A 20607-nucleotide genomic window follows, 5' to 3' on the forward strand; every position below is an offset into this window, starting at 1 on the left:
GAGATAACATGCGAGATATTCAGATGGCTTTAAAACGATGGGGCGGTTGGGTCGCTAGTGATAGTTCAGGAGTGAACTATTCTCCAGTAGCAGCAGGATTCAAGGGGCTGTTGCCCCAGACATGCAAAACCAGATTGTCTTGCAGTGATAACGATGGGTTAATTATTAATTGCGCAATGGCCAGACTTAAGAAACATGATCCTCTTTTGTGTGTGATGCTTGAATGGTATTACATCCATTGTATTCCCGTTCGTGTTATGGGGAAAAAGTTGGGAATTTCCCATACGCAAGTATTAAAGCGACTGCAGGCTGCTGAGGGTTTTATTGAAGGTTGCTTGGCGATGGTGGATGTAACTCTGGAGATGGATATAGAATGCCCGAGAAAAAATACTGGCACATATAAAGCAAAAAGGGTTGTGGAATTCCAAAAAGCTATTTAGTCTGTTAAGTATTGTTATTTCGCACCGCAATTTGTAATAACATCTGCTTGAATTTGCAGTGTTTTCCAGATGATACCATGATTCCTAGCCCCTGCTTTCAAGCTGGGGCCAGCAGGACGCGGCGAACTAACAGGTTAGATGAAAAGAAGTATAGTCGCTATCAGCGTGCAGCATGAGCTCTTAAGACCTGTCAGCCAGTCGTTTAAGTAGATTTTCGGATACATATGAAACTCTCCCTGTTTTTAAATTATCTATTATGATTCCAGAAGTCAGAGGGGGCTACAAGTCATGAGAGATATACGTTCGCTGCCGACGGGCCTCGAAGACCATTTATTCGACAAAACTCAACGCGTAATCCGGGAAGGAGTACTTCTGAGTCACGGAGGTTTAGAGCTGAAATGTGAAGCTGCACATCTTTGCGACCATCGGAGGGGGAGATTAGACCTTTTCCGCTTTTGCAGTCAAAGGCTGTGACAATACCTGTCATTTTACGAGACAAAAAAATTCCTTAAAGCTAATAACGAGGTGCACTATACACATGCTCATAGATAATGCCAGAAATACTTTTCGGCCATCGTGAGATCTGGATGGCTAAAATAAATATTGATTATTATATACGCCCATGCGTTAATGATTGTGTCGGTTTTAAGATCAGACAAAATACAAAGTAGTTTACTAAAGCAGTTCTCATTTCAGGTGTTGTATATTTATCCCTTCTTTGAGTCTCTCCACTAAGCGCTAAGTAGTTTCTGTAATAAAACCATGTTCGCCGGAAGGCCAAATTAAGGAATGAAAATGTCAAATAAAATGACTGGTTTAGTAAAATGGTTTAATGCTGATAAGGGATTCGGTTTTATCTCTCCTGCAGATGGTAGTAAAGATGTATTTGTTCATTTCTCTGCTATCCAGAGCGATAATTTCCGCACCTTGTTTGAAGGCCAAAAAGTCTCATTCTCCATTGAGAATGGTGCTAAAGGTCCGGTTGCCGGCAGTGTAGTTATCACAGAGTAAAATCCTTTTTTTGTCTGTATGCGATAACGATGACGGCTAAGGCCTGAGTAGATATACTGACAGAAGTAATGGATGTATTGTTGGATCAGTAGCGTTAGAATGTTACTGATCCAGCATTAAAGGCAACGGTGAGCATATTTCATCTCTATCTTGAAAAGAAAGTATACTGACCATTGTCGTTGAGTGTAGGTTCACTGCACGGAAAGTTTAACGGTAGAGACTAACTGCTTGCCTTACACTACTAAAGTATGCAAGGGGATGGTTTTCCCAGATATCATCATAATTACTATTCATTGAATATGAAAATACTAAACCCGCAGCCAGCGGGTTTTTTATTATCTGTAACTTGAATAATCTTAAAATACAGACGTAGTGATTCTGTGCGAGAAACGGTATCTCAAACAGATTCAGGCTGCTTCTTTTTGATTCGTCTGGAATACTTTATTGCAATGAGGACAGATTAAAAGGGAACCTTTTTGTACTCTTGAAAAACTGTGTTCAGATTGCTGGGTACAGTTTGGGCAGGTACATTTGACAAGATAGTTACGGCGTGATTTAGAGTCTTTACGTTCTGACATAGGCTTTTCCTTGATGGATGGACTTCAACTTTACCTTAATTTGCCCAGGAAATCTTAATTTTATGAAAAGATAGGAAGCTGATAAAAATATCGGTGACTGAATTGATATAGCCATTAGTAAGGTAACGCGCATAGATTGATTGTAATGAGTCGCCGAGAAGATAGTGGTTAGCGGTGAATAGCACTAAGAAAAAGTCTCGTAAAGAACCTGAGTATGAGAATGCCCCTATCTGAGAAAACGGACAGTGACCTAATGGGACGTCTCACCCTTGTCCGTTGTGTTTTCTTGCACAAACAGCATATGAGTCTTCCTTTACAATATGATTTTTAGTTATTGGGGGAGATATGAAGGAAGGGTATTACTGGATTCAGCATGTCGGTGTTGTACAGGTAGCGTACTATACGAATGACACTGTTGATGATCTGGAAACAGGTAAAACAATCACAGGTGTCTGGCATCTGACCAGAGGCGATGACATTTGCCATAACGGTGAAGCTGAGGTGCTACAAGGCCCAATCACTCCACCAATGTAAACACCCGTACTTACTCCGAGGCTGCCGCATGGCGGCCTTTTTCATTTCAGGCTCACGGGTATCACTCACTACGTGCTTTGTTGATAAATCCAGCACGTGAAGCCTGACCCTTTTCATACACACACAGCGCCATCCGAAAAATCGGAGGTGAGGCTATGACCAGAATGAGCACCATTTACAGCAGACTTTCATATGGAACAGGAACCACGCTGACCGGCTGCGGTGTATCAGCGAAGGCATATGCCGAAACAGCTAAAACAGCAAAAGAGGTGTCCTGGATGTTGGCCGACAGAATTGCAGGGTTAAGCCTGAGTGACTGGGCAATTATTGTCGGTATCGCATGCACAGTTATCACCTGTGCAGTGAACTGGTATTTCCGCTGGAAAGAACGGGAGGATCGGCGCAATGGCTATGCCACCAAAGCTGAAGAATAAACTGAGTGCAGCTGTCGTTGGTTTGATTCTTGCCGGGGCATCCGCGCCCGTTATTCTCGATCAGTTTCTGGATGAGAAAGAGGGGAATAGTCTGACGGCGTATCGCGACGGCGGAGGGCTCTGGACGATTTGCCGTGGCGCCACGATGGTTGATGATAAGCCGGTAGTTCAGGGCATGAAACTGTCTGCTGAGAAGTGCGCCCAGGTGAATGGCAAAGAACGCGACAAGGCGTTGGCGTGGGTTGAGCGAAATATCAAGGTACCACTGACCGAACCACAGAAAGCCGGGATCGCATCTTTCTGCCCATATAACATCGGTCCCGGAAAATGCTTCCCGTCTACTTTCTATAAGCGAATTAATACAGGAGACCGTAAAGGTGCATGTGAAGCCATTCGCTGGTGGATTAAAGACGATGGTCGCGATTGTCGCCAGACCAAAGGCCAGAAAAATGGCTGCTATGGGCAGGTAGAGCGACGAGACCAGGAAAGCGCGCTGACGTGCTGGGGGATAGACCAGTGAGCCTGCGCTATCAGTTTATTGCCATTTTGCTGCTGGTGGCCGTCGCATTCATCGGCGGAAATGCCTGGAGTAACCGTGGCTGGGAAAGTAAGTGGGCGGAACGTGATAGTGTGGAATCATCGCAAATGGCGAACGCGCAGACCGCAGCCCGCATGATTGAACAAGGGCGAATTATTGCTCGGGATGAGGCCGTTAAAGATGCACAAGCACAAGTCGCTAAATCTGCTGCCACTGCTGCTGGCTTGTCTGCCACTGTTAGCCAGTTGCGCACCGAAGCAACAAAACTTGCCACCAGCCTGGATGCCGCAAAGCACACCGCAGATCTTGCCGCTACCGTCAGAAGCAAAACAGCCAGAGCCGACGTCACAATGCTCGCCGACATGCTCGGAAATATTGCAGCAGAAGCTAAATATTATGCTGAGATTGCTGACGACCGCTTCTATGCCGGATTAACTTGTGAACGCGTATATGAGGTTATGAGAAATACCAATAATGGACGCATAGAAAAAAGGCAAAATAAAGATAAAAATTAAGAGGTTGGCACTTTTACATGTGATGGATATGAATTATCCAATGAATGAAATACGACTCATCCCTGAGTCAAAATCCCTGACAACTTAGGATGCTAGATAAAGGTCTTAAGCAGCATGACATGATTTTCGATTTAAGCTATTTAAATTAATTTTTATGCTCAAAGTTATGTGTTATTTCCTTACAAAACTAAATCTTGCTATGTTTGGTTAATCATGCGTTAATGAATCTCTGGTTTGTTACGAATTTATCTGAAGCAGTCGCTGAAGTAATTTTATTCCTTGTTCCTGTTGAGATTTCCTTGTTAGCTTTTCTCTCTGATAATTTTTTTCGGACCAATCTGCCCAAGGGCCCACTCAATTAAGGTAATGATTATGTCTAATAAAATGACTGGTTTAGTAAAATGGTTCAATCCTGAAAAAGGTTTTGGGTTTATCACCCCTAAGGACGGCAGTAAAGATGTGTTTGTACACTTCTCTGCTATCCAGAGCAATGATTTCAAAACTCTGAATGAGAATCAGGAAGTTGAATTTAGTGTTGAACAGGGACCCAAAGGACCCTCGGCAGTTAATGTCGTGGCTGTATAAGGTAACTGTTATTACTAATAATATTCACTTCAGATGCCCGTGTTGTCACGGATCTCAATACAGAACGTCAAACTTTGATGTTACTGAAAAAAATCCTTTCGGAGCAAAATGTATTTTTTGCAAATCAACAATGATAACATTTGATAATGTTGCACTATACATTCGTTCTGGTCAGTCTTCGTTAGATTTTAGAAAATAAATTTCAGGCTCCTTATGGAGCCTTTTTTGTATGCTTAACTGTTCATTTATGTAAGAACCATCACGGTATAATTATGAAAAAAGTAATTGTTTTTTTTAACTCAGAACCGGCAGTAGTTGTATCTGTAATGAAGGGTGTTACGACGATAATGCGTGAGTTTCCCAATGGAGAAAAAGCTCATTTATCCGTGATGTCTGCGGGATTCCCATCTCTGACTGGAGACCATAAAATAGTTTATGTGGCTTCTGACCGTGATGTCAGTTCCGAAGAGATTCTCGAGGCTGCATCGAAGCTTTTGAGATGAGAACTGGTTGTTTCGTGACCTACCCGGATTTTAGTACAGTAGTTTGTGGGGGCGCGAGCTCTTTTGCATGAAGATTGTACTGCAACCTCTTGATAATTGAGTCTTTCCATTCTATCTTTTAAACATGTCAGCGCTTATACAAGTGCTCCACGGGGAATGTAACATGCTTGGCGTTGATACGTTAGAGATCAAGAGAGGTAAACAATGAACGTCGAAGATTTAAAAAGAAAAACTGAAGCGGATATTTCTGAATTCATCACAAAAAAAATTATTGAACTCAAAAAGAAGACGGGAAAAGAAGTTTCCGACATCCAGTTTACTGCTCGTGAAAAAATGACTGGGCTTGAAAGCTATGATATTAAAATTACATTAATCTAATTGGTATAAGACTCAGTTCGAGTGAAAAGCATTATCTTGAAAGGTAATGCTTTTTTATTTCTGTCATAAAATTTAGAACGTTGTCAAAGCCTTCACTTCTAAGCATAGATTTTCTGCCTACCTTTTAACGGGTCCTTCTGGCGATTCTGAACACCGAGGGGGCGAGGACACGCGGAAAACGGCTGGTTTTTTGCATTTTATCGGCATCATCATCATTCCCTTAACTTGTTGATATTTCAGTCGTGAAATTATTTACGATGTCGAAATGGTTAAATATTGTTCATCATCATGGATAACGAACTGAAAAACCTTCGCCTCAATATCAATCAGCTGGCAGCGGTGACCGATCTTCATCGTCAGACGATCTCCAGCAGGCTGAATAATGTTGAGCCTGCTCCGGGCAGTAATTCTCGTCTCAAGCTTTATTCTGTTGTCGATATTCTCCGGGAACTGCTGGGCCGGACCACGGCACCCGAGCTGGTGGATATCGATAAGATGTTACCGCCGGATCGTAAGGCATGGTTTCAGTCTGAACGCGAGAGGCTTAAATTCCAGCAGGAAACAGGTGAGTTAATCCCGGCATCGACAGTGACCCGAGAATTTTCATCGATGGCAAAAGCCGTCGTTCAGGTGCTGGAAACGCTGCCGGATATTCTTGAACGTGATTGCGCGATGACGCCTGCAGCTGTCGTTCGGGTGCAAAAAGTCATTGATGACCTGCGAGATCAGATAGCCCTGAAGGTTGAGCAGGCAGATACACCGGAACAGGAGGACAGTTCGCCAGAAGAGGAGTAAGCCATGCGACAGGCCACGGCGGCGGAGCTAAGAAAAAACACTGCCGGGATCATCAGAGCACCGCGCCGAATGCCTGTAGCCGAAGCCGTACATAAATATATGCGTGTTCCGGTCGGTGTGGGTAACTCCGTTGAGTGGGATCCTAATCTTGCCCCTTATGTTGTGGAGCCGATGAACTGCCTGGCATCACGCGAATATGATGCTGTCATTTTTGTTGGCCCTGCCCGAACGGGTAAAACCATTGGTCTGATTGATGGCTGGGTGGTGTACAACGTTGTCTGCGATCCGTCTGACATGCTCATCATTCAGATGACGGAAGAGAAAGCGCGCGAACACTCCAAAAAACGTCTGGCCCGAACATTTCGTGTCAGCCCGGAGGTGGCATGCCGGCTGAGTCCCTCACGCAATGACAACAACGTGCATGACCGGACTTTCCTTGCCGGGAACTACCTGAAGATAGGCTGGCCGTCTATCAACATCATGTCATCCTCAGATTTTAAGTGTGTGGCGCTGACGGATTACGATCGCTTCCCGGAAGATATCGACGGGGAAGGGGATGGATTTTCGCTTGCTTCAAAACGTACCACCACCTTTATGTCGGCTGGGATGACGCTGGTCGAGAGTTCACCGGGCAGGGAAATCACCAATACGAAGTGGCGGAGAAAGTCACCTCACGAAGCCCCTCCCACGACCGGGATCCTGTCTTTATATAACCGCGGCGATCGTCGCCGCTGGTACTGGCCATGTCCACATTGCGGGGAATACTTTCAACCAGCCATGGAGGCGATGACAGGCTACCGGGAAACGTCTGACCCGGTAAAGGCCAGTGAAGCGGCGCATATTGATTGTCCGCATTGTAGCGGCATGATTACCGCCGACAGGAAGCGGGAACTGAACGGAAAGGGTGTCTGGTTGAGAGAGGGACAAACTATCGACCGTGAGGGCAACATCACCGGAGAAGCCCGACGCTCGCGCATTGCCTCGTTCTGGATGGAGGGACCAGCGGCGGCATACCAGACATGGGCGCAACTGGTCTACAAATTACTGACGGCGGAACAGGACTATGAGGCCACCGGAAGCGAAGAAACGCTCAAGACCGTAATTAATACTGACTGGGGGCTTCCTTATCTTCCCCGTGCAGCCAGTGAGCAGCGACGTGCTGACGTGTTGATGCTGCGGGCAGAAGATTATGGCAAACGACTTGTGCCGCCGAAAGTCCGTTTTCTTCTTGCGTCGGTGGATGTGCAGGGTGGGAAGAAGCGCCGTTTTGTCGTCCAGATCATCGGGTACGGTGAAAACGGCGAACGCTGGCTGGTGGACCGCTATAACATCCGCCAGTCCCTGCGTTGTGATGAAAATGGTGAGGCACAGCAGGTGCATCCCGGATCCTATCCGGAAGACTGGCAACTGCTCATCACGGATGTCCTCGAAAAAACCTATGCATTGCAGTCAGACCCTTCACGGCGGATGCCCATTCTTGCAATGGCTGTCGACAGCGGCGGGGAAGATGGGGTAACGGATAACGCCTATAAATTCTGGCGCCAGTGTCGTCGTGACGGACTGGGTAAACGGGTTTACCTGATAAAAGGTGACAGCACCCGACGCCAGAAAATCATTACCAAAACGCACCCTGACAACACAGGCCGAAGCGATCGCCGGGCGGATGCGCGTGGTGAGGTTCCGGTATATCTGTTGCAGACAGACCTGCTGAAAGATCAGCTCAGTAACAACCTTGAGCGTGAAACACCCGGTGCCGGGTATATCCATTTTCCTGACTGGCTGGGGGAGTGGTTCTACGAAGAACTGACCTACGAAGAACGTGGCACGGACGGAAAATGGCGCAAGCCCGGAAAAGGCAATAACGAAGCCTTTGACCTTTTCTGTTATGCCCATGCCGTCGCTGTCCTGCGTGGTTATGAAAAAATCCGGGACTGGGAACAGCCCCCGACTTGGGCTGCCGCTCAGGAGAGTAATTCAAACATCATAGACGGGGATCGCCCCAGGGAGATTGCTGTGAAAAAAACGGTACCTGTACGTTCGTCTCCTGTTTCTGTAACTGAACAGCCCAGCCCGCTTTCTGGTGGCTGGCTGGGTGTCAGTGACAACGGAGGCTGGCTGTGACGAAATCAGAAATTCAGCAGATGCTGGTAACTGTGCGCCAGGCTTACCGGGATTCTCTGGACGGTAAAAGCGTGTCATTCACGGGGGTTAATGGCCGGGCAATTACCAACCATGACCCTAAAGCCCTGCGTGGCGAGCTTGAATATTGGGAAAGGCGCTGGCGCGCTGTCTCAAACCGCAGCGGCTCGTTCAAACTCGCTAACTTTCTGTAAGGCAAATCATGGGATTTTTTGAAAAGGCACTGGGCGCAATATCGCCCGGGTGGGCGGCATCACGCGCACAAAACCGACTCAGACTCAGAGCCTATGAGGCAGCAAATCCGACTCGCCTGCATAAGGGGAAACGTGAATCCCGGTCGGCGGACACCGCTGTATTTGCAGCCGGTACTTCATTACGAGAACAGGCCCGCTGGCTGGATGAAAACCATGATCTGGTGATTGGTCTTTTTGACAAGATGGAGGATCGGGTCATCGGTGCTCACGGGATCCACGTTGAACCGCAGCCGCTGGATCTTGAAGGTAATCTCCACTCTGAGTTTGCTGGTCAGTTATCCGCGCTCTGGGCGGAATGGTCGGTTCGTCCGGAAGTGACCGGGATGTTTACCCGTCCGGAAGCAGAGCGGCTTTTGTTACGTTCAGCACTGCGTGATGGCGAGGTGTTTACACAGATGGTACGGGGAAATGTAGCCGGGTTGCAGCATTCAACCCAGGTACCGTTTTCTCTTGAACTGCTGGAGGCGGATTTTGTTCCGTTTAACCTGAATAGTACCTCCGGGCAGCAGATCCGCCAGGGGATTATTGTCAATGCCTGGGGCCGACCGACGGGTTACAGAGTTTATAAGAACCATCCTGCCAGTTTTGCCGGACTCAATGCTGGTTTAAAAACTGTTTCGGCTGACAGCATGCTGCACCTGGCTATGCGTAAACGGCTTCACCAGTTAAGGGGGATTAGCCTCATCCATGGCGTGATCACCCGACTCTCCGATATTAAGGATTATGAAGAGAGTGAGCGCGTGGCGGCACGTATTGCGGCGGCGCTGGGTTTCTATATCAAACGTGGGGATGCTCAGTCTCTTGATACAGAAACCGAGTTTTCAACACCGGGTGGACAGCGCCATTACGATATTGCGCCGGGGATGATTTATGACGAGCTAAAGCCAGGCGAGGATCTGGGCATGGTGGAGTCGAATCGCCCGAATGTTCATCTGTATGAGTTCAGAAATGGTCAGATGCGCGCTGTGGCGGCGGGGACACGTGGCAGTTATTCCAGCATCGCGCGGGATTACAACGGTACCTACAGTTCACAGCGGCAGGAGCTGGTTGAGAGTTTTGAAGGTTACAACGTTCTGCAGCAGTGGTTTGTTGGGCAGCAAAGCCGTCCTGTATACCGAAACTGGCTGGCAATGACGTTGCTCAGCGGCGTTACCATCCCCAAAGATGTCGACAAAAAATCCCTTTACAACGCGCTCTATCTTGGGCCAGTCATGCCATGGATTGATCCGGGAAAAGAGGCTGCTGCCTGGAAGGCAATTGTCCGTGGAGGGGCAGGCACAGAAGCCGAATGGACGCGCGCACGTGGTAAGAATCCGCAGGAGGTGAAACGTCAGCGTCTCCGGGAAACCCAATTCAACCGAGAAAACGGGCTGGTGTTTGACTCAGACGCCGCCAACGATAAAGGAGTGCTCCCTGATGCAGCAAATGATAAGCCCGCCCCGTCGCGGGACGATGATTAATCCCCGTGCCAGTGTGGCTGGTATCGATGCCGCAAACGGTCAGTGCTGGTATGAGATACGCGCCCTGGCTGCAGGGCGCGTGGAAATATTTCTCTATGACGTGATCGGCGGCTGGGGGATTACCGCTCAGCAGTTTGTCTCCGAATGTAAAGAGGCCGGAGTGTTTGAGGCCAGTGCCGTCGATCTGCATATCCACAGCCCGGGCGGCGATGTGATGCAGGGATTTGCCATCTTTAACACCTTGTCCCGTCTGAAAGCGAAGCTGGATATCTGGGTAGATGGCGTGGCTGCAAGTATGGCTGCAATGATTGTCTGTCTGCCTGGCGCCACGGTGCATATGCCGGAAAACGCCTGGCTGATGGTGCACAAACCGTGGGGCGGGATCGCCGGGGATTCCGATGATATGCGTGATTACGCTGCCTGGCTTGATCGTAATGAAGCGCTGATGCTCAGTGCCTACATGAACAAGACCGGGCTGGGGCAGGAAGAACTGGAAGCGATGCTGAAAGCTGAAACCTGGCTTAATGGCGCGGAGGCGGTGGAAAAAGGTTTCGCTGACACGCTTGAACCAGAACTGCAGGCCGCGGCCTGTGTGAATCAAAATAAACTGAAGGATTATCAGAATATGCCAGAACAGATTAACAACCTTTTTGGGCCGCGCGCCGAAGCCCCTGCAAGTCAGCCGCAACCCACACAAAACCCGGCTCCGCAGGCTGCAAATAACCCACCTGCACCGCAACCCACCCAGCAACCGATGGCAGGAAATATCGACATTACCGCGCTGGCCGCCCAGCTCCAGCAGCAGATGCAGGCAGCGAATACTGAACGAGTAAGCGCAGTTTCCGCTGTGTTTGATGCATTTCCTGCGTTCGGCTCGCTGAAAGCGGAATGCATCACGGATATTTCCTGCTCAGCGGAACAGGCCCGCACCAAATTGCTCAATGCGCTTGCGGCAGGGACTACCCCGAGTGCCGGAGCGGGTGCAGTTCACATCCACGCGGGTAACGGGAACATTGTTGGTGATTCCATTCGTGCGGCGGTAATGAACCGTGCGGGCTATGCGCAGGCGGAAAAAGATAACGCCTACAACGGGTATACCCTGCGCGAACTGGCCCGCGCCTCGCTGGTGGATCGTGGTATCGGTATTTCTGGTGTCGGTACAGCACAGGCGATGGTTGGGCTGGCGTTCACCCACAGCAGCAGCGATTTCGGCAATATCCTGATGGATGTGGCGCATAAGGCGGCATTGCTTGGCTGGGATGAGGCCAGCGAAACATTCGAACAGTGGACCCGTAAAGGCACACTGACCGATTTCAAAACCGCGCACCGCGTTGGACTGGAATCACTGGCATCGCTGCGTAAGGTTCGCGCTGGGGCGGAATATAAATATGTCACCATTAAAGATCGTGGTGAGCCTATTGCACTGGCCACCTATGGTGAGCTTTTCAGCATTGACCGCCAGACTATTATCAACGACGACCTGGATATGCTGACGCGTATCCCTCAGGCAATGGGGCTTGCTGCGCGAGCCACTGTCGGCGATCTGGTCTGGGCGGTACTGACCAGCAACCCGAAAATGTCGGACGGTAAGCCGTTGTTCCACGCCGATCACGGCAACCTTGTTACAGCCGATCTGACTATTGAAGGGCTGGATACTGCGCGTAAGGCAATGCTGCTGCAAAAATCCGGCGATCGCCGTCTGAATATTCGTCCGGCCTACATGCTGACGCCAGTGGCAATTGAGTCACGGGCAAATCAGCTGATTAAATCCGCCAGTGTACCGGGTGCAGACGCGAACAGCGGGATCGTTAACCCGATCCAGAACTTTGTGACCGTGGCTTCTGAGGCCCGCCTGGATGACAGCAGCCCGACCGATTATTACCTGACCGCTGCGCAGGGGCGCGACACCATTGAAGTGGCGTATCTCGACGGTATCGACACGCCATATCTGGAACAGCAGCAGGGCTTCACTGTGGACGGCGCCGCATTCAAGGTGCGTATTGATGCGGGGGTGGCTCCGCTCGACTGGCGCGGGCTGGTTAAAGTCACCAAAAAATAATGACCGCCGCCTGGCGGTTTTTTTATCCCTGAAGGCGGCGCTGGTCGCCTTTTCCTTTTATGGAGAAAAAACATGGCGAAGAACTATCAGCAGGACGGTACCACACTGGATTATCACAATGCGGGTGTTGATGCCGTTTCATCCGGTGCGCTGGTGGCGGTCGGCGGAATTGCCGGGGTGGCACACAGCGATATTCCTGCTGGCGAGTGGGGAACACTGCATATGGCCGGTGTTTTTTTGCTGCCTAAAGCGGCAGAAGAAATTTCGGCAGGCCAGAAACTGTATCTGGCTGGCGGCAAGCTGACGGTGGCAAAAGGCGATGATGCAACGCCAAATCCGGTTGTCGGTTCCGCCTGGGGAGCAGCTGAGGCGGATGATGCTGATGTTGCCGTCCGCCTGGGGTTCTGATGAGCCGGTTCCGGGAACGTTTGGCTAAAGCAGATGCCCGGATTAACCGGGCGTTTGCCGAAGAAGTGCCTGCATGCCTGCAAACGGGTGAAGGCCCGCGTCTGGTGACCGTGATTTTTGAATCACCGGATGCGCTGTCGGGTGTACCGGGTGGCGGGGAAATTCAGAACCATTCCCCGGCGTTCAGTGCAATGACTGCGGATATTTCCGGTCTCGAAAAACATGACGGTGTGGTGATCAACACCATCCCTTACCGGGTGACACATATCGGCGCGGATGAAGAAGGGCGGACCCGCGTCACGCTGGCATATGGGGAACCCGGCAAAACACAGCCTCAGATCGATAAATGGAGCTGATATGGCGCGGGAGTCTCGACTGCGGCGGGATTTACCCGTCGATATTGATGTGGATGTTATCTGGCGAATTGCGGACAGTATTGGTGCGACGCAAAAACAGTTCCGTGCAGCATACTCGCGCGCGCTCAGGCGTACTGCCGCCACGCTGCGAAAGAAAGCGATGGCGGATCTGAAAGACGGGCTGGCCCCACGCAGTATGGATCTGGTCCGGCGCCGTTTGCTGTCTTTTCGTCTGGACAGGGGATCGCAGCTGGATAATTTCCGGCTCTGGTTCGGGCTGAATGCCATTAAGGTGAAAGACCTTAAAGGACGAATCAACGGGCGGCTGCGACCGCACCATACCCGGCGTGACCGCAACACGGGGCGTTTTATTAAAGCGCGCCGCCAGGCCGAAAACGCCGGATTTTCCCCGAAAGGTAATCTGCTGAGCGAACGGTCGTTTGAAAACGGGGAGGTGTCCCGTTCAAAACGGGATAATCGCCGGACGGTGGTTATTCGTGATCCCCTGACCCGCCGGACACGCGAAGCAGAAATTGATATCTACGAACCGATGCTGAACTACGTCGAGGACAACGCATTTGCCCAGGCGATGGAGATTTTTATGCATCACTTTGAAACCGACATTCGCGGGCGCGTAAAAGCCCGTATTTCTGTCTGAGGTAACGAACGATGGCCGAGCCACTGTTGCTGGGGCGGTATCACGATGCCGTGACTGACGCATTAAAAAAAATCGGATGGGTGCGTGATACCGGTGCGTATCCGGAACGAAATATTCCCCGCTTTTCGGGCCTGACCACGCCCGCGGTGTATTTCTCGATTAACAGCTGGGAACAGGGCGGAGGTAATGAGGGGCAACTGGGCGTTAATTTAACCTGTGATCTCTTCGTGGTGGTGGATGCTGCCGGATCGGGTGTGAGTCAGCCTGAGATTTTTGTCAGAACCGCTGCGGCCGATATTACCCAATGGATTGACGGGCAGCAGTTTGGTATGGGCCATATTGAGCCTGCGGTTTTCACCACGGCTGAACGTGATGAGTTTGATCCGCGAATGGATGATTATCTGGTCTGGCGTATTTCATTCACCCAGGCGGCTGCATTTGGTACTGACCCCTTTGCAAACAATGGCATGCCTCTGCAGCAGGCCTGGCTGGGTGCTGCACCTGATACGGGCCGTAATCATGTGGATGACTATCAGCTTATCTGGGAGGCTCAGCCCGATGAGTGATATCGCAGGCGACCTGCAGCGCAGACTGGCGAACCTTGTCCGGCGCGGCGTTATCCACTCCGTCAGGCACGATCGCATCCCAAAATGTCGGGTGGATTTGGGGGATATCATCACGACCTGGCTGCCGTTGTGCCAGGGGTTTTCCGGAACAAACCGCGCTGATTCAAATCCTTATGCCGTGGGGGATGCGGTTACGGTCCTGTCCGAAGCCGGAGAACTCAACAACGGACGGGTGTTTCCCGGCTGGAATACGGGAAAGCTGCCGGTGCCGGAAGGAAGCGACAGTGAGCACATTACCCGTTACAGCGACGGGACTGAGATCCGTTATGACAGGGAAGCGCATGCCCTGACGATTACGCTGGCTGATGGCGGAACCTACAAAATTGTCGGTAAAGGTACGCTGGATGGTCCGGTTGAAATTACGGATACCCTGACGGTCCAGGGCAAAACCCAGATTAATGCTGACACGTTGGTTGCAGGAAATATCGGCGCGTCAAAGGAGATAACGGATAAATCCGGCAGTATGAGCAAGATACGTGAAGTATTTAACAACCACGATCACCCCGGCGACAGCGGTGGGCTCACCGATAAACCCAATCAGAAAATGTGACCTGCTGCGGCAGGTTTTTTTTATGCCTGGAGAAAAAGCATGTCTCAGTTACATGGCGTTGAAACTATTGAACTCACCTCGGGTACGGTGGCGGTTACCACGATCCAGACAGCCATTATCGGCCTGGTAGGAACGGCACCGGATGCGTCGGGCGGAACCGCCGCATCGGGATCATCCGGTACACCCATTCTCGATAACGTTATCGACTTCACTGCAACCATTAAGGGGCGGCAAGGCAATGTCATCAATGTCGCTGCGCTGGCCGGACAGCCGGCAGCCGAAAATCCTGCTGCGGTTGTGACGTCAGCAAGCTGGGATCCTGAATCGCTGACACTGAACATCACGCTGGGTTGTGATGAGCACGGTGTTATCACGGCTAAACCCGGAGACGTTGCTGAGGCTGTCGGTGGTGTTGATGGCGCAAAAGTCAGCGCGAGCGGGCGCGGTGACGGGATTGTCCAGTCCTTCAGCCTGCAATTAGCGGGGGGTGAAGATGAACCCTTTCCACTCAATACGCCGGTGGCGGTTGTCGGCACCACGCTGTTATCCCGCCTGGGTGAAAAAGGTACGCTTAAACAGGCACTGACTGATATTAACGATCAGCGTAATGCGCTGACGGTGGTGGTGCGTGTTGCGGATGAAAACGATGAGGCAAAACGACGCGCGGCGGTACTGAAGGGGATCGGCACCCTGTCATCAGCGAAATCTGTTACGACGTACCAGCCGCGTATTGTGATTGCACCGGGTTTCAGTGAGGACGATGCGGTTGGTAAGGGGCTGGAAACCGTGGCCGGGAAATTGCGCGCCGTCGCATATGTTGACTGCGCCTCCGGTGCGACGCTGCAGGAAGTGGTACAGCGTCGCCAGTCCTATGGCGCACGAACTGAACTGTTGCGCCCGCGGGTCCAGGCGAGTGATGCAGATGGCCAGCTGGTTTATCGCCCATACTCTGCGTTTGCTGCCGGATTACGCGCCCGCATCGACTTTGAAAAAGGCTGGTGGTGGAGCAAGTCGAACCAGGACATCAACAACATCCTCGGTGTTGAGCAGATCGATGAATTTATCCTCGGGGATGAGAACTGCGATGCAAACCTGCTCAACATGCAGAACGTGTCCACCATTATCCGCCGGGCGGGTTTTAAACACTGGGGGAACCGCCTGTGTGCAACCAATCCTCAGTGGCGTTTTGAATCTGTCCGCCGTACTGCTGATGTTATTGAGGACAGCATTCAGGAAACCATGCTGGAGTATGTTGACCGCCCACTGGACCGGGAAAATGCGGATGACATTATCGGCACCATCAATGCCTATATGCGGCAACTGGTCGGTCTTGGCGCCATATTCGGTGGGCGGGCCTGGCTGGATGAAGAACTGAACACCGCGGAAACCATGGCGTCGGGTGTCCTGTACATCAACTATGACTTTGGTCCGAAATCGCCGACTGAACTTATCAGCCTGCGCGTCCGGGTGAACAATAACTATGCGCTTGAGGAGATGCTTGCAGCATGAGCGATAAAAACACACTACGCGTCTGGACCTTCTTCCGGCAGGGGATCCGTATTCAGGGGGCGCATGAATTTACGCCGCCGTCTCTGGCAATTGTTAAAACGGATATGCGTACCGGCGCACAGGATGCGCCTACCCCGGTTGATGACGGCATGGAAGCACTGACCTGTCAGGTTAAATTTTATGGGATAGATACGGACATGCTGGCCAGCTTCGGTTTTGTCAGTGGCAGCCGTTCACGCTTTACGGCTTATCAGGGCTATCTCGGTAACGGTACTGCGCGCGGTACGGTTGAGGAAATTGAGGGGTTTGTACAGACCGTCACGCCGGATGCGCGGGGTAAGGACACGCTTTCCGAAAATGCTGTGACGGTTGATATTGCTGTCAGCTACTACCGTCAGTCACTGGACGGGCGAGAACTGTTTGCCATTGATACAGAGCGTTTTGCCCGCCGGGTGAATGGCGTTGATGTCCTTTCAGGTCTGGCTGCCAAAGTGCGTCTCTGATTTCACTGTTATCTCACCACTGTAACGGCCTGCGGGCCGTTTTTTTATGGAGCATCCTATGAGCTTTCCTGGTGAAACCCGCGTTATAAAACTGTATTCCCCCGTATCACTTGATAACGGGGTTGTGATCGATGAAGTCACCATGCGTGAACCGCTGGTTCGTGATCGCATCACTCATGCCAAAGACCGCGGCAACGAAGAAGAGAAAGAAGCCCGCATGATTGCGCTGCTGTGCAATCTCAGTGAACAGGATCTCTGGCTGATGACGGCGGCAGATTACTCACAACTGCTGGATGCCTTTAACGTTTTTATGCTCCCGCCCGCGAAGCGACCGAAGGCGGACTCCTCCGGGCAATAAGATTTCTGGGGCGGCGGCTGCATTTCCCGATGGCGGAATACCTCGATATGCCGTTCAGCACTTTCTCTGTTTTTTTGACCGACGAACTGGAGACGATGAACCGTGGGCGCAATAAGCCAGAACCTTAAGGCCGTCATTACCTTTGGCGGAAACCTGGATAATTCATGGAAACGATCTGCCGATGGTCTGCAAAAAAGCCTGAAAGATGTCGGAAAGCAGTCTGAGCGACTGACAAAAGACCAGACCAAACTGGCAGCAGAAATCAAACGCGCCAAACTGGCCGGTGAAAGCCTGGGCGATTTGAAGCGCCGCTATACCGATGTTTCCAGGGAAATCCGCAAAACGGAGGCAGAGCAACAGAAACTGAATGTACAGATGCAAAAAGCACAGCGCATTCAGGCATTCAAAGGAGCCGGTAAAGGTCTGTTCCGGCGCGGTCTGGGGATCGCCGGGCAGGTGGGCGGGATGTTTGGATCCGGGCTGGCTATTGGCGGTGGCGGCGTGGTGGCTTCAGCACTTGGCACACTGATAGCGCCAGCTGCCACCAATGCTGAAACGGCAACCCGCACGAATGAGGCAAAAAGTTACGGCGTGGACGTGGCCACGTTTAATGCCTGGGATTCTCTGGCGAAGCAGTACGATATGAATGCGGAAAACATTGGCGATCTCTTTGAAGAGTATCTGCACAAATCCGGGGAGTATAAACAGAACGGTAAGCAGAGCTCGCTGCAGGATGCCTTTGAAACGCTCGGGTTCAAAGCAGGTGATTTTGCCGGGCTCAGTGATATGGCGCAATTCGACAAAATTGTTGAACGGGCGCTCAGCCTTCAGGATGAGTCAAAAGCTTCCTTCGCACTGGATTCTCTTTTTGGCGGGGAAGCGAGCAAACTTCTGATGCTTATCAAGCAGTCTGGCCGGAGCTACCGCGACCTGATGGACGAACAGCGGCGCTACAACCTTGTGACCAAAGAGGGCGCTGATGGGGCAGTTGCGGGTAATCAGGCTATCAATAATCTCCGCACTGTTTTCTCTTCTGCGGTCGCAGAAATTTCCGGCCAACTGGGAAATGAACTGGCGCCTGATATCAGGCGCCTGACGGATGATCTTGCCGACTGGTTCAAAGGTGGTGGTGTCAGGCGCATTGTGACTTTTCTGCGAAACGATCTCTATCCCGGCGTTCTGTCTTTCGGGCAGGGGGTGGTTTTTGTCGGCAAAATTATTTACGCCTTGGCTAAAAAACTGTCCTGGCTGTTGCCAGATGACCTGAATGACCAACGTGATGTACTCAAAACGCTTGCTGCTAATGGGGTAGAAAGAGCGCGCTTCAGGGCCAGTCAAAACGGACAGGGGGAATGGTTCGAACAGCAACTGAAAGATCGCCCGGATCTGCCGGAAAAAGTTAAACGCTCCTGGGAATCAACTCGTGGGCTATTTGGCTTTGATTCTGACGATGAGACTTTTAACAAATCACTCGAAAGGTATCTGTCACCAGAAGGCGGCGATACGCTTTTAAACTGGAACACAGCGCTACAGAGGAACAAGGGGCGTTCAGTGCAACCACCCTCTGATTCGTCGGGGGGAGATATCGGGTACTGGGATACCTTACTTCAGCGTATGGACAATCTGGATAAACAGCCACCATCCAGGCAGGTTACAGACAACCGAAAATTCGAATACCGATTCGAAATTAATGCCGCGCCGGGACAGGATGAGAAAGCCATTGCCGATGAAGTGACAACGGTGACGAAAAACAATTCTGCCTTTAATGGTGATAACAGCCTTCTGGATGGGGGACTTCTCTGGTGAGTGAAATTATCCCGATCTTTGAAGATTCCGGTCAGCGCAGTACCGGCGCATTACGGGGTGGGCAGGAAGCCCGCGTCATGATGATGCTGGGGAATTTTGCCTTTTCGATTGATACAACGGCTTATCATCAGCTCACCCGTGAGGCCAGCTGGCGCTGGAGTGAACAGGAACGCATTGGCAAACAGGACCTTCTTCAGTACACCGGAAAGCCCGGGCGTACTGTCAGGCTTGAAGGGCAGTCTCACGCCTTTTTCCGTAAAGGCGTGGAAGGGGTGAATGATTTATTTGATCTTGCCGATCAGGCTAAACCCCAGCAGCTTGTCAGCGGAGAAGGTGATGTGCTTGGGTGGTGGGTGGTGACCGACTTTTCAGACACGACGAGTAAGTTTTTACCGGGTGGCGGTCACCGAAATAAAAACTGGACGATGACGCTGAAACACTATGCCGACGATCTATCAAACCCGTGACGGGGACGTACTGGATGCGATTTGTGCCGTGCATTACGGTACTGAAAATCTTTCAGACTCAGTGACTCAGGTTCTGGAGGCCAATCAGGGGCTGGCGGAGCAGGGGGCTGTGTATCCTTCCGGCTTGTATATCACATTGCCGGATCTGGTAATGCCCGTTGCGGAATCGCCATTTAGTTTATGGGATTAATATGGCAGATCAGACAGCAAGGCCGGAATATGCGCCGGCATTCAGCATACAGGCCGAAGGGAAAGATATAACCCGGGTGCTGCAAGAGTGCCTGAGTGAACTGACCCTGACGGATTATGGTGGGGCAACAGCAAAAGCAGATGAACTGAAAATCAGTCTCATCTCTGAAACGCTGGCGCTTCCCACCAAAGGTGCCCGGCTTCAGGTCGCTCTGGGATTCAATGAACAACTGATCGATAAAGGCTGGTTTGTTGTCAGTGGCGTCTCGAGCGGTGGCCCGCCAAGGCGTATCGAGCTGTATGCGACCGCCGCGCCGATGAATGCACAGAAACAACCCGGAGACGTGACAAGCCAGAAGACACGGAGCTGGGATAACCTTCGCCTTGCCGATATTGTCAAAACCGTGGCCACCGACAACGGGCTTATTCCCCGCGTGGCCGACGCACTGAAAGATATTCATATCAGCCACATCGATCAGGTGGCGGAATCTGATGCCAACCTGCTCGCAAGGCTTGCACGTGACTACAATGCAGTGAGCAAACCATCAGGCGGTTACTGGCTTTTTTTGCAGCAGGGAGCCACGGTAACGGCTTCAGGGAAACAGACTGGCGGGATAACCATCACACCGGATGAAGTATCAAACTGGTCCTACAGTGAAGGTGAGCGGGGGAGTTCGACGGGGAAAGCTACGGGGAGCGGAGGAAAAGCCAAAGAGAAAATCGGTGTGCGTTATTACGACGAGGAGGATGGTACGACAAAGACCTCCACGGTTGAACATGATGGCCCGGCGATGATCAATCCCTATACCCAGTCGGAGAAAACCACTGCCGAGCAACAGGCAAACTCCAGGAAAACCCAGGCGAAACGTAACGAGCAGAAAATGACGCTCACGGGGCCATGTCGCCCCAAACATGTTCCGCTGACAGCAGAGGCAGGTGTGACGACTTCCGGTT

General features: G+C 51.2%; 29 protein-coding genes. 27 read left to right on the top strand and 2 right to left on the bottom strand.

Annotation, left to right across the window (positions count from 1 at the left end):
- Positions 1 to 8 precede the first annotated feature (8 nt).
- On the top strand, positions 9 to 440 hold the full coding sequence (locus ACLJXE_RS23800; protein WP_410752208.1) for an antiterminator Q family protein: 432 nt from the start codon (positions 9 to 11) through the stop codon (positions 438 to 440).
- 286 nt (positions 441 to 726) lie between these two features.
- Here the strand turns inward: ACLJXE_RS23800 and cspF are convergent, their stop codons facing one another.
- Positions 727 to 939, bottom strand: coding sequence for a cold shock-like protein CspF (gene cspF, locus ACLJXE_RS23805; protein ID WP_072041427.1), 213 nt, complete (start codon positions 937 to 939; stop codon positions 727 to 729).
- 296 nt (positions 940 to 1235) lie between these two features.
- On the opposite strand from cspF, the gene cspA reads away from it, so the two are divergent.
- Complete coding sequence (gene cspA, locus ACLJXE_RS23810; protein ID WP_040230721.1) at positions 1236 to 1451, top strand: RNA chaperone/antiterminator CspA; 216 nt, start codon at positions 1236 to 1238, stop codon at positions 1449 to 1451.
- Positions 1452 to 1858: 407 nt separating this feature from the next.
- On the opposite strand, the gene ACLJXE_RS23815 is transcribed toward cspA, so the two are convergent.
- Entirely contained in the window at positions 1859 to 2029 is a 171-nt protein-coding gene (locus ACLJXE_RS23815; RefSeq protein ID WP_162835200.1) for a YnfU family zinc-binding protein, read from the bottom strand.
- A gap of 345 nt (positions 2030 to 2374) precedes the next feature.
- On the opposite strand from ACLJXE_RS23815, the gene ACLJXE_RS23820 reads away from it, so the two are divergent.
- The 25 genes from ACLJXE_RS23820 to ACLJXE_RS23940 all read left to right on the top strand — a co-directional run.
- Positions 2375 to 2563, top strand: coding sequence for a hypothetical protein (locus ACLJXE_RS23820; RefSeq protein WP_040230722.1), 189 nt, complete (start codon positions 2375 to 2377; stop codon positions 2561 to 2563).
- A gap of 155 nt (positions 2564 to 2718) precedes the next feature.
- Positions 2719 to 2997, top strand: a complete 279-nt coding sequence (locus tag ACLJXE_RS23825) for a phage holin (RefSeq protein ID WP_001568784.1) — start codon at positions 2719 to 2721, stop codon at positions 2995 to 2997.
- A complete protein-coding gene (locus ACLJXE_RS23830; protein ID WP_149691519.1) occupies positions 2969 to 3517 on the top strand; it encodes a lysozyme in 549 nt (182 codons plus the stop codon). The genes ACLJXE_RS23825 and ACLJXE_RS23830 overlap by 29 nt, the downstream gene beginning before the upstream one ends.
- A complete protein-coding gene (locus ACLJXE_RS23835; RefSeq protein WP_040230725.1) occupies positions 3514 to 4050 on the top strand; it encodes a DUF2514 domain-containing protein in 537 nt (178 codons plus the stop codon). Before ACLJXE_RS23830 ends, ACLJXE_RS23835 begins: the two co-directional genes overlap by 4 nt.
- Before the next feature lie 372 nt (positions 4051 to 4422).
- Positions 4423 to 4635, top strand: a complete 213-nt coding sequence (cspG, locus tag ACLJXE_RS23840; protein WP_003841958.1) for a cold shock protein CspG — start codon at positions 4423 to 4425, stop codon at positions 4633 to 4635.
- A gap of 10 nt (positions 4636 to 4645) precedes the next feature.
- Positions 4646 to 4834 (top strand): cold-shock protein, encoded by a 189-nt coding sequence (locus ACLJXE_RS23845; RefSeq protein WP_082031717.1) that lies wholly within the window; start codon positions 4646 to 4648, stop codon positions 4832 to 4834.
- Positions 4835 to 4907: 73 nt separating this feature from the next.
- Positions 4908 to 5138: a hypothetical protein gene (locus ACLJXE_RS23850; protein ID WP_040230727.1), complete on the top strand. Its 231-nt coding sequence runs from the start codon at positions 4908 to 4910 to the stop codon at positions 5136 to 5138.
- Positions 5139 to 5342: 204 nt separating this feature from the next.
- A complete protein-coding gene (locus tag ACLJXE_RS23855; RefSeq protein ID WP_003841960.1) occupies positions 5343 to 5516 on the top strand; it encodes a GnsA/GnsB family addiction module toxin in 174 nt (57 codons plus the stop codon).
- A 288-nt stretch (positions 5517 to 5804) separates the two neighbouring features.
- Positions 5805 to 6311 carry a DUF1441 family protein gene (locus ACLJXE_RS23860; protein ID WP_047358011.1) on the top strand — a complete coding sequence of 169 codons (507 nt, stop codon included), beginning with the start codon at positions 5805 to 5807 and terminating at the stop codon, positions 6309 to 6311.
- 3 nt (positions 6312 to 6314) lie between these two features.
- A complete protein-coding gene (locus tag ACLJXE_RS23865; RefSeq protein ID WP_101743207.1) occupies positions 6315 to 8432 on the top strand; it encodes a phage terminase large subunit family protein in 2118 nt (705 codons plus the stop codon).
- Positions 8429 to 8644, top strand: coding sequence for a hypothetical protein (locus ACLJXE_RS23870; protein ID WP_149691520.1), 216 nt, complete (start codon positions 8429 to 8431; stop codon positions 8642 to 8644). Before ACLJXE_RS23865 ends, ACLJXE_RS23870 begins: the two co-directional genes overlap by 4 nt.
- Before the next feature lie 8 nt (positions 8645 to 8652).
- Positions 8653 to 10164 (top strand): phage portal protein, encoded by a 1512-nt coding sequence (locus ACLJXE_RS23875; RefSeq protein ID WP_086523775.1) that lies wholly within the window; start codon positions 8653 to 8655, stop codon positions 10162 to 10164.
- Positions 10121 to 12223, top strand: a complete 2103-nt coding sequence (locus ACLJXE_RS23880; protein ID WP_410752209.1) for a ClpP-like prohead protease/major capsid protein fusion protein — start codon at positions 10121 to 10123, stop codon at positions 12221 to 12223. The genes ACLJXE_RS23875 and ACLJXE_RS23880 overlap by 44 nt, the downstream gene beginning before the upstream one ends.
- 72 nt (positions 12224 to 12295) lie before the next feature.
- Positions 12296 to 12631, top strand: coding sequence for a capsid cement protein (locus ACLJXE_RS23885; RefSeq protein WP_101743206.1), 336 nt, complete (start codon positions 12296 to 12298; stop codon positions 12629 to 12631).
- Positions 12631 to 12987 carry a head-tail joining protein gene (locus ACLJXE_RS23890; RefSeq protein WP_040230736.1) on the top strand — a complete coding sequence of 119 codons (357 nt, stop codon included), beginning with the start codon at positions 12631 to 12633 and terminating at the stop codon, positions 12985 to 12987. Before ACLJXE_RS23885 ends, ACLJXE_RS23890 begins: the two co-directional genes overlap by 1 nt.
- Position 12988: 1 nt before the next feature.
- Positions 12989 to 13645 (top strand): hypothetical protein, encoded by a 657-nt coding sequence (locus tag ACLJXE_RS23895; protein WP_115643208.1) that lies wholly within the window; start codon positions 12989 to 12991, stop codon positions 13643 to 13645.
- Positions 13646 to 13656: 11 nt separating this feature from the next.
- Positions 13657 to 14211, top strand: coding sequence for a hypothetical protein (locus ACLJXE_RS23900; protein ID WP_149691522.1), 555 nt, complete (start codon positions 13657 to 13659; stop codon positions 14209 to 14211).
- A complete protein-coding gene (locus tag ACLJXE_RS23905; RefSeq protein WP_137345673.1) occupies positions 14204 to 14821 on the top strand; it encodes a phage baseplate assembly protein V in 618 nt (205 codons plus the stop codon). The genes ACLJXE_RS23900 and ACLJXE_RS23905 overlap by 8 nt, the downstream gene beginning before the upstream one ends.
- Before the next feature lie 39 nt (positions 14822 to 14860).
- Positions 14861 to 16330 carry a phage tail sheath C-terminal domain-containing protein gene (locus tag ACLJXE_RS23910; protein ID WP_149691523.1) on the top strand — a complete coding sequence of 490 codons (1470 nt, stop codon included), beginning with the start codon at positions 14861 to 14863 and terminating at the stop codon, positions 16328 to 16330.
- A complete protein-coding gene (locus ACLJXE_RS23915; protein ID WP_086523770.1) occupies positions 16327 to 16833 on the top strand; it encodes a phage major tail tube protein in 507 nt (168 codons plus the stop codon). Before ACLJXE_RS23910 ends, ACLJXE_RS23915 begins: the two co-directional genes overlap by 4 nt.
- A gap of 58 nt (positions 16834 to 16891) precedes the next feature.
- Positions 16892 to 17191 (top strand): phage tail assembly protein, encoded by a 300-nt coding sequence (locus tag ACLJXE_RS23920; RefSeq protein WP_115643213.1) that lies wholly within the window; start codon positions 16892 to 16894, stop codon positions 17189 to 17191.
- Positions 17192 to 17293: 102 nt separating this feature from the next.
- Complete coding sequence (locus ACLJXE_RS23925; RefSeq protein ID WP_410752210.1) at positions 17294 to 18997, top strand: hypothetical protein; 1704 nt, start codon at positions 17294 to 17296, stop codon at positions 18995 to 18997.
- A 5-nt stretch (positions 18998 to 19002) separates the two neighbouring features.
- Positions 19003 to 19464, top strand: coding sequence for a phage tail protein (locus ACLJXE_RS23930; RefSeq protein WP_370528815.1), 462 nt, complete (start codon positions 19003 to 19005; stop codon positions 19462 to 19464).
- A complete protein-coding gene (locus ACLJXE_RS23935; RefSeq protein WP_086523767.1) occupies positions 19439 to 19654 on the top strand; it encodes a tail protein X in 216 nt (71 codons plus the stop codon). Before ACLJXE_RS23930 ends, ACLJXE_RS23935 begins: the two co-directional genes overlap by 26 nt.
- A gap of 1 nt (position 19655) precedes the next feature.
- On the top strand, positions 19656 to 20607 hold a 952-nt coding region (locus ACLJXE_RS23940; protein ID WP_410752211.1), incomplete at its 3' end, for a late control protein D.

It is taken from the genome of Citrobacter sp. U14242 (assembly GCF_046555775.1).
Taxonomy (GTDB): domain Bacteria; phylum Pseudomonadota; class Gammaproteobacteria; order Enterobacterales; family Enterobacteriaceae; genus Citrobacter.

Coding starts and splice junctions, on each gene's coding strand:
- ACLJXE_RS23915 (WP_086523770.1), top strand. CDS start 16,327: ATGAGCGATAAAAACACACTACGCGTCTGGACCTTCTTCCGGCAGGGG.
- ACLJXE_RS23920 (WP_115643213.1), top strand. CDS start 16,892: ATGAGCTTTCCTGGTGAAACCCGCGTTATAAAACTGTATTCCCCCGTA.
- ACLJXE_RS23905 (WP_137345673.1), top strand. CDS start 14,204: ATGAGTGATATCGCAGGCGACCTGCAGCGCAGACTGGCGAACCTTGTC.
- ACLJXE_RS23825 (WP_001568784.1), top strand. CDS start 2,719: ATGACCAGAATGAGCACCATTTACAGCAGACTTTCATATGGAACAGGA.
- ACLJXE_RS23880 (WP_410752209.1), top strand. CDS start 10,121: ATGCAGCAAATGATAAGCCCGCCCCGTCGCGGGACGATGATTAATCCC.
- ACLJXE_RS23855 (WP_003841960.1), top strand. CDS start 5,343: ATGAACGTCGAAGATTTAAAAAGAAAAACTGAAGCGGATATTTCTGAA.
- ACLJXE_RS23900 (WP_149691522.1), top strand. CDS start 13,657: ATGGCCGAGCCACTGTTGCTGGGGCGGTATCACGATGCCGTGACTGAC.
- ACLJXE_RS23830 (WP_149691519.1), top strand. CDS start 2,969: ATGGCTATGCCACCAAAGCTGAAGAATAAACTGAGTGCAGCTGTCGTT.
- ACLJXE_RS23850 (WP_040230727.1), top strand. CDS start 4,908: ATGAAAAAAGTAATTGTTTTTTTTAACTCAGAACCGGCAGTAGTTGTA.
- cspG (WP_003841958.1), top strand. CDS start 4,423: ATGTCTAATAAAATGACTGGTTTAGTAAAATGGTTCAATCCTGAAAAA.
- ACLJXE_RS23875 (WP_086523775.1), top strand. CDS start 8,653: ATGGGATTTTTTGAAAAGGCACTGGGCGCAATATCGCCCGGGTGGGCG.
- ACLJXE_RS23935 (WP_086523767.1), top strand. CDS start 19,439: ATGCCGACGATCTATCAAACCCGTGACGGGGACGTACTGGATGCGATT.
- ACLJXE_RS23865 (WP_101743207.1), top strand. CDS start 6,315: ATGCGACAGGCCACGGCGGCGGAGCTAAGAAAAAACACTGCCGGGATC.
- ACLJXE_RS23910 (WP_149691523.1), top strand. CDS start 14,861: ATGTCTCAGTTACATGGCGTTGAAACTATTGAACTCACCTCGGGTACG.
- ACLJXE_RS23815 (WP_162835200.1), bottom strand. CDS start 2,029: ATGTCAGAACGTAAAGACTCTAAATCACGCCGTAACTATCTTGTCAAA.
- ACLJXE_RS23800 (WP_410752208.1), top strand. CDS start 9: ATGCGAGATATTCAGATGGCTTTAAAACGATGGGGCGGTTGGGTCGCT.
- ACLJXE_RS23820 (WP_040230722.1), top strand. CDS start 2,375: ATGAAGGAAGGGTATTACTGGATTCAGCATGTCGGTGTTGTACAGGTA.
- cspA (WP_040230721.1), top strand. CDS start 1,236: ATGTCAAATAAAATGACTGGTTTAGTAAAATGGTTTAATGCTGATAAG.
- ACLJXE_RS23890 (WP_040230736.1), top strand. CDS start 12,631: ATGAGCCGGTTCCGGGAACGTTTGGCTAAAGCAGATGCCCGGATTAAC.
- ACLJXE_RS23860 (WP_047358011.1), top strand. CDS start 5,805: ATGGATAACGAACTGAAAAACCTTCGCCTCAATATCAATCAGCTGGCA.
- ACLJXE_RS23895 (WP_115643208.1), top strand. CDS start 12,989: ATGGCGCGGGAGTCTCGACTGCGGCGGGATTTACCCGTCGATATTGAT.
- ACLJXE_RS23885 (WP_101743206.1), top strand. CDS start 12,296: ATGGCGAAGAACTATCAGCAGGACGGTACCACACTGGATTATCACAAT.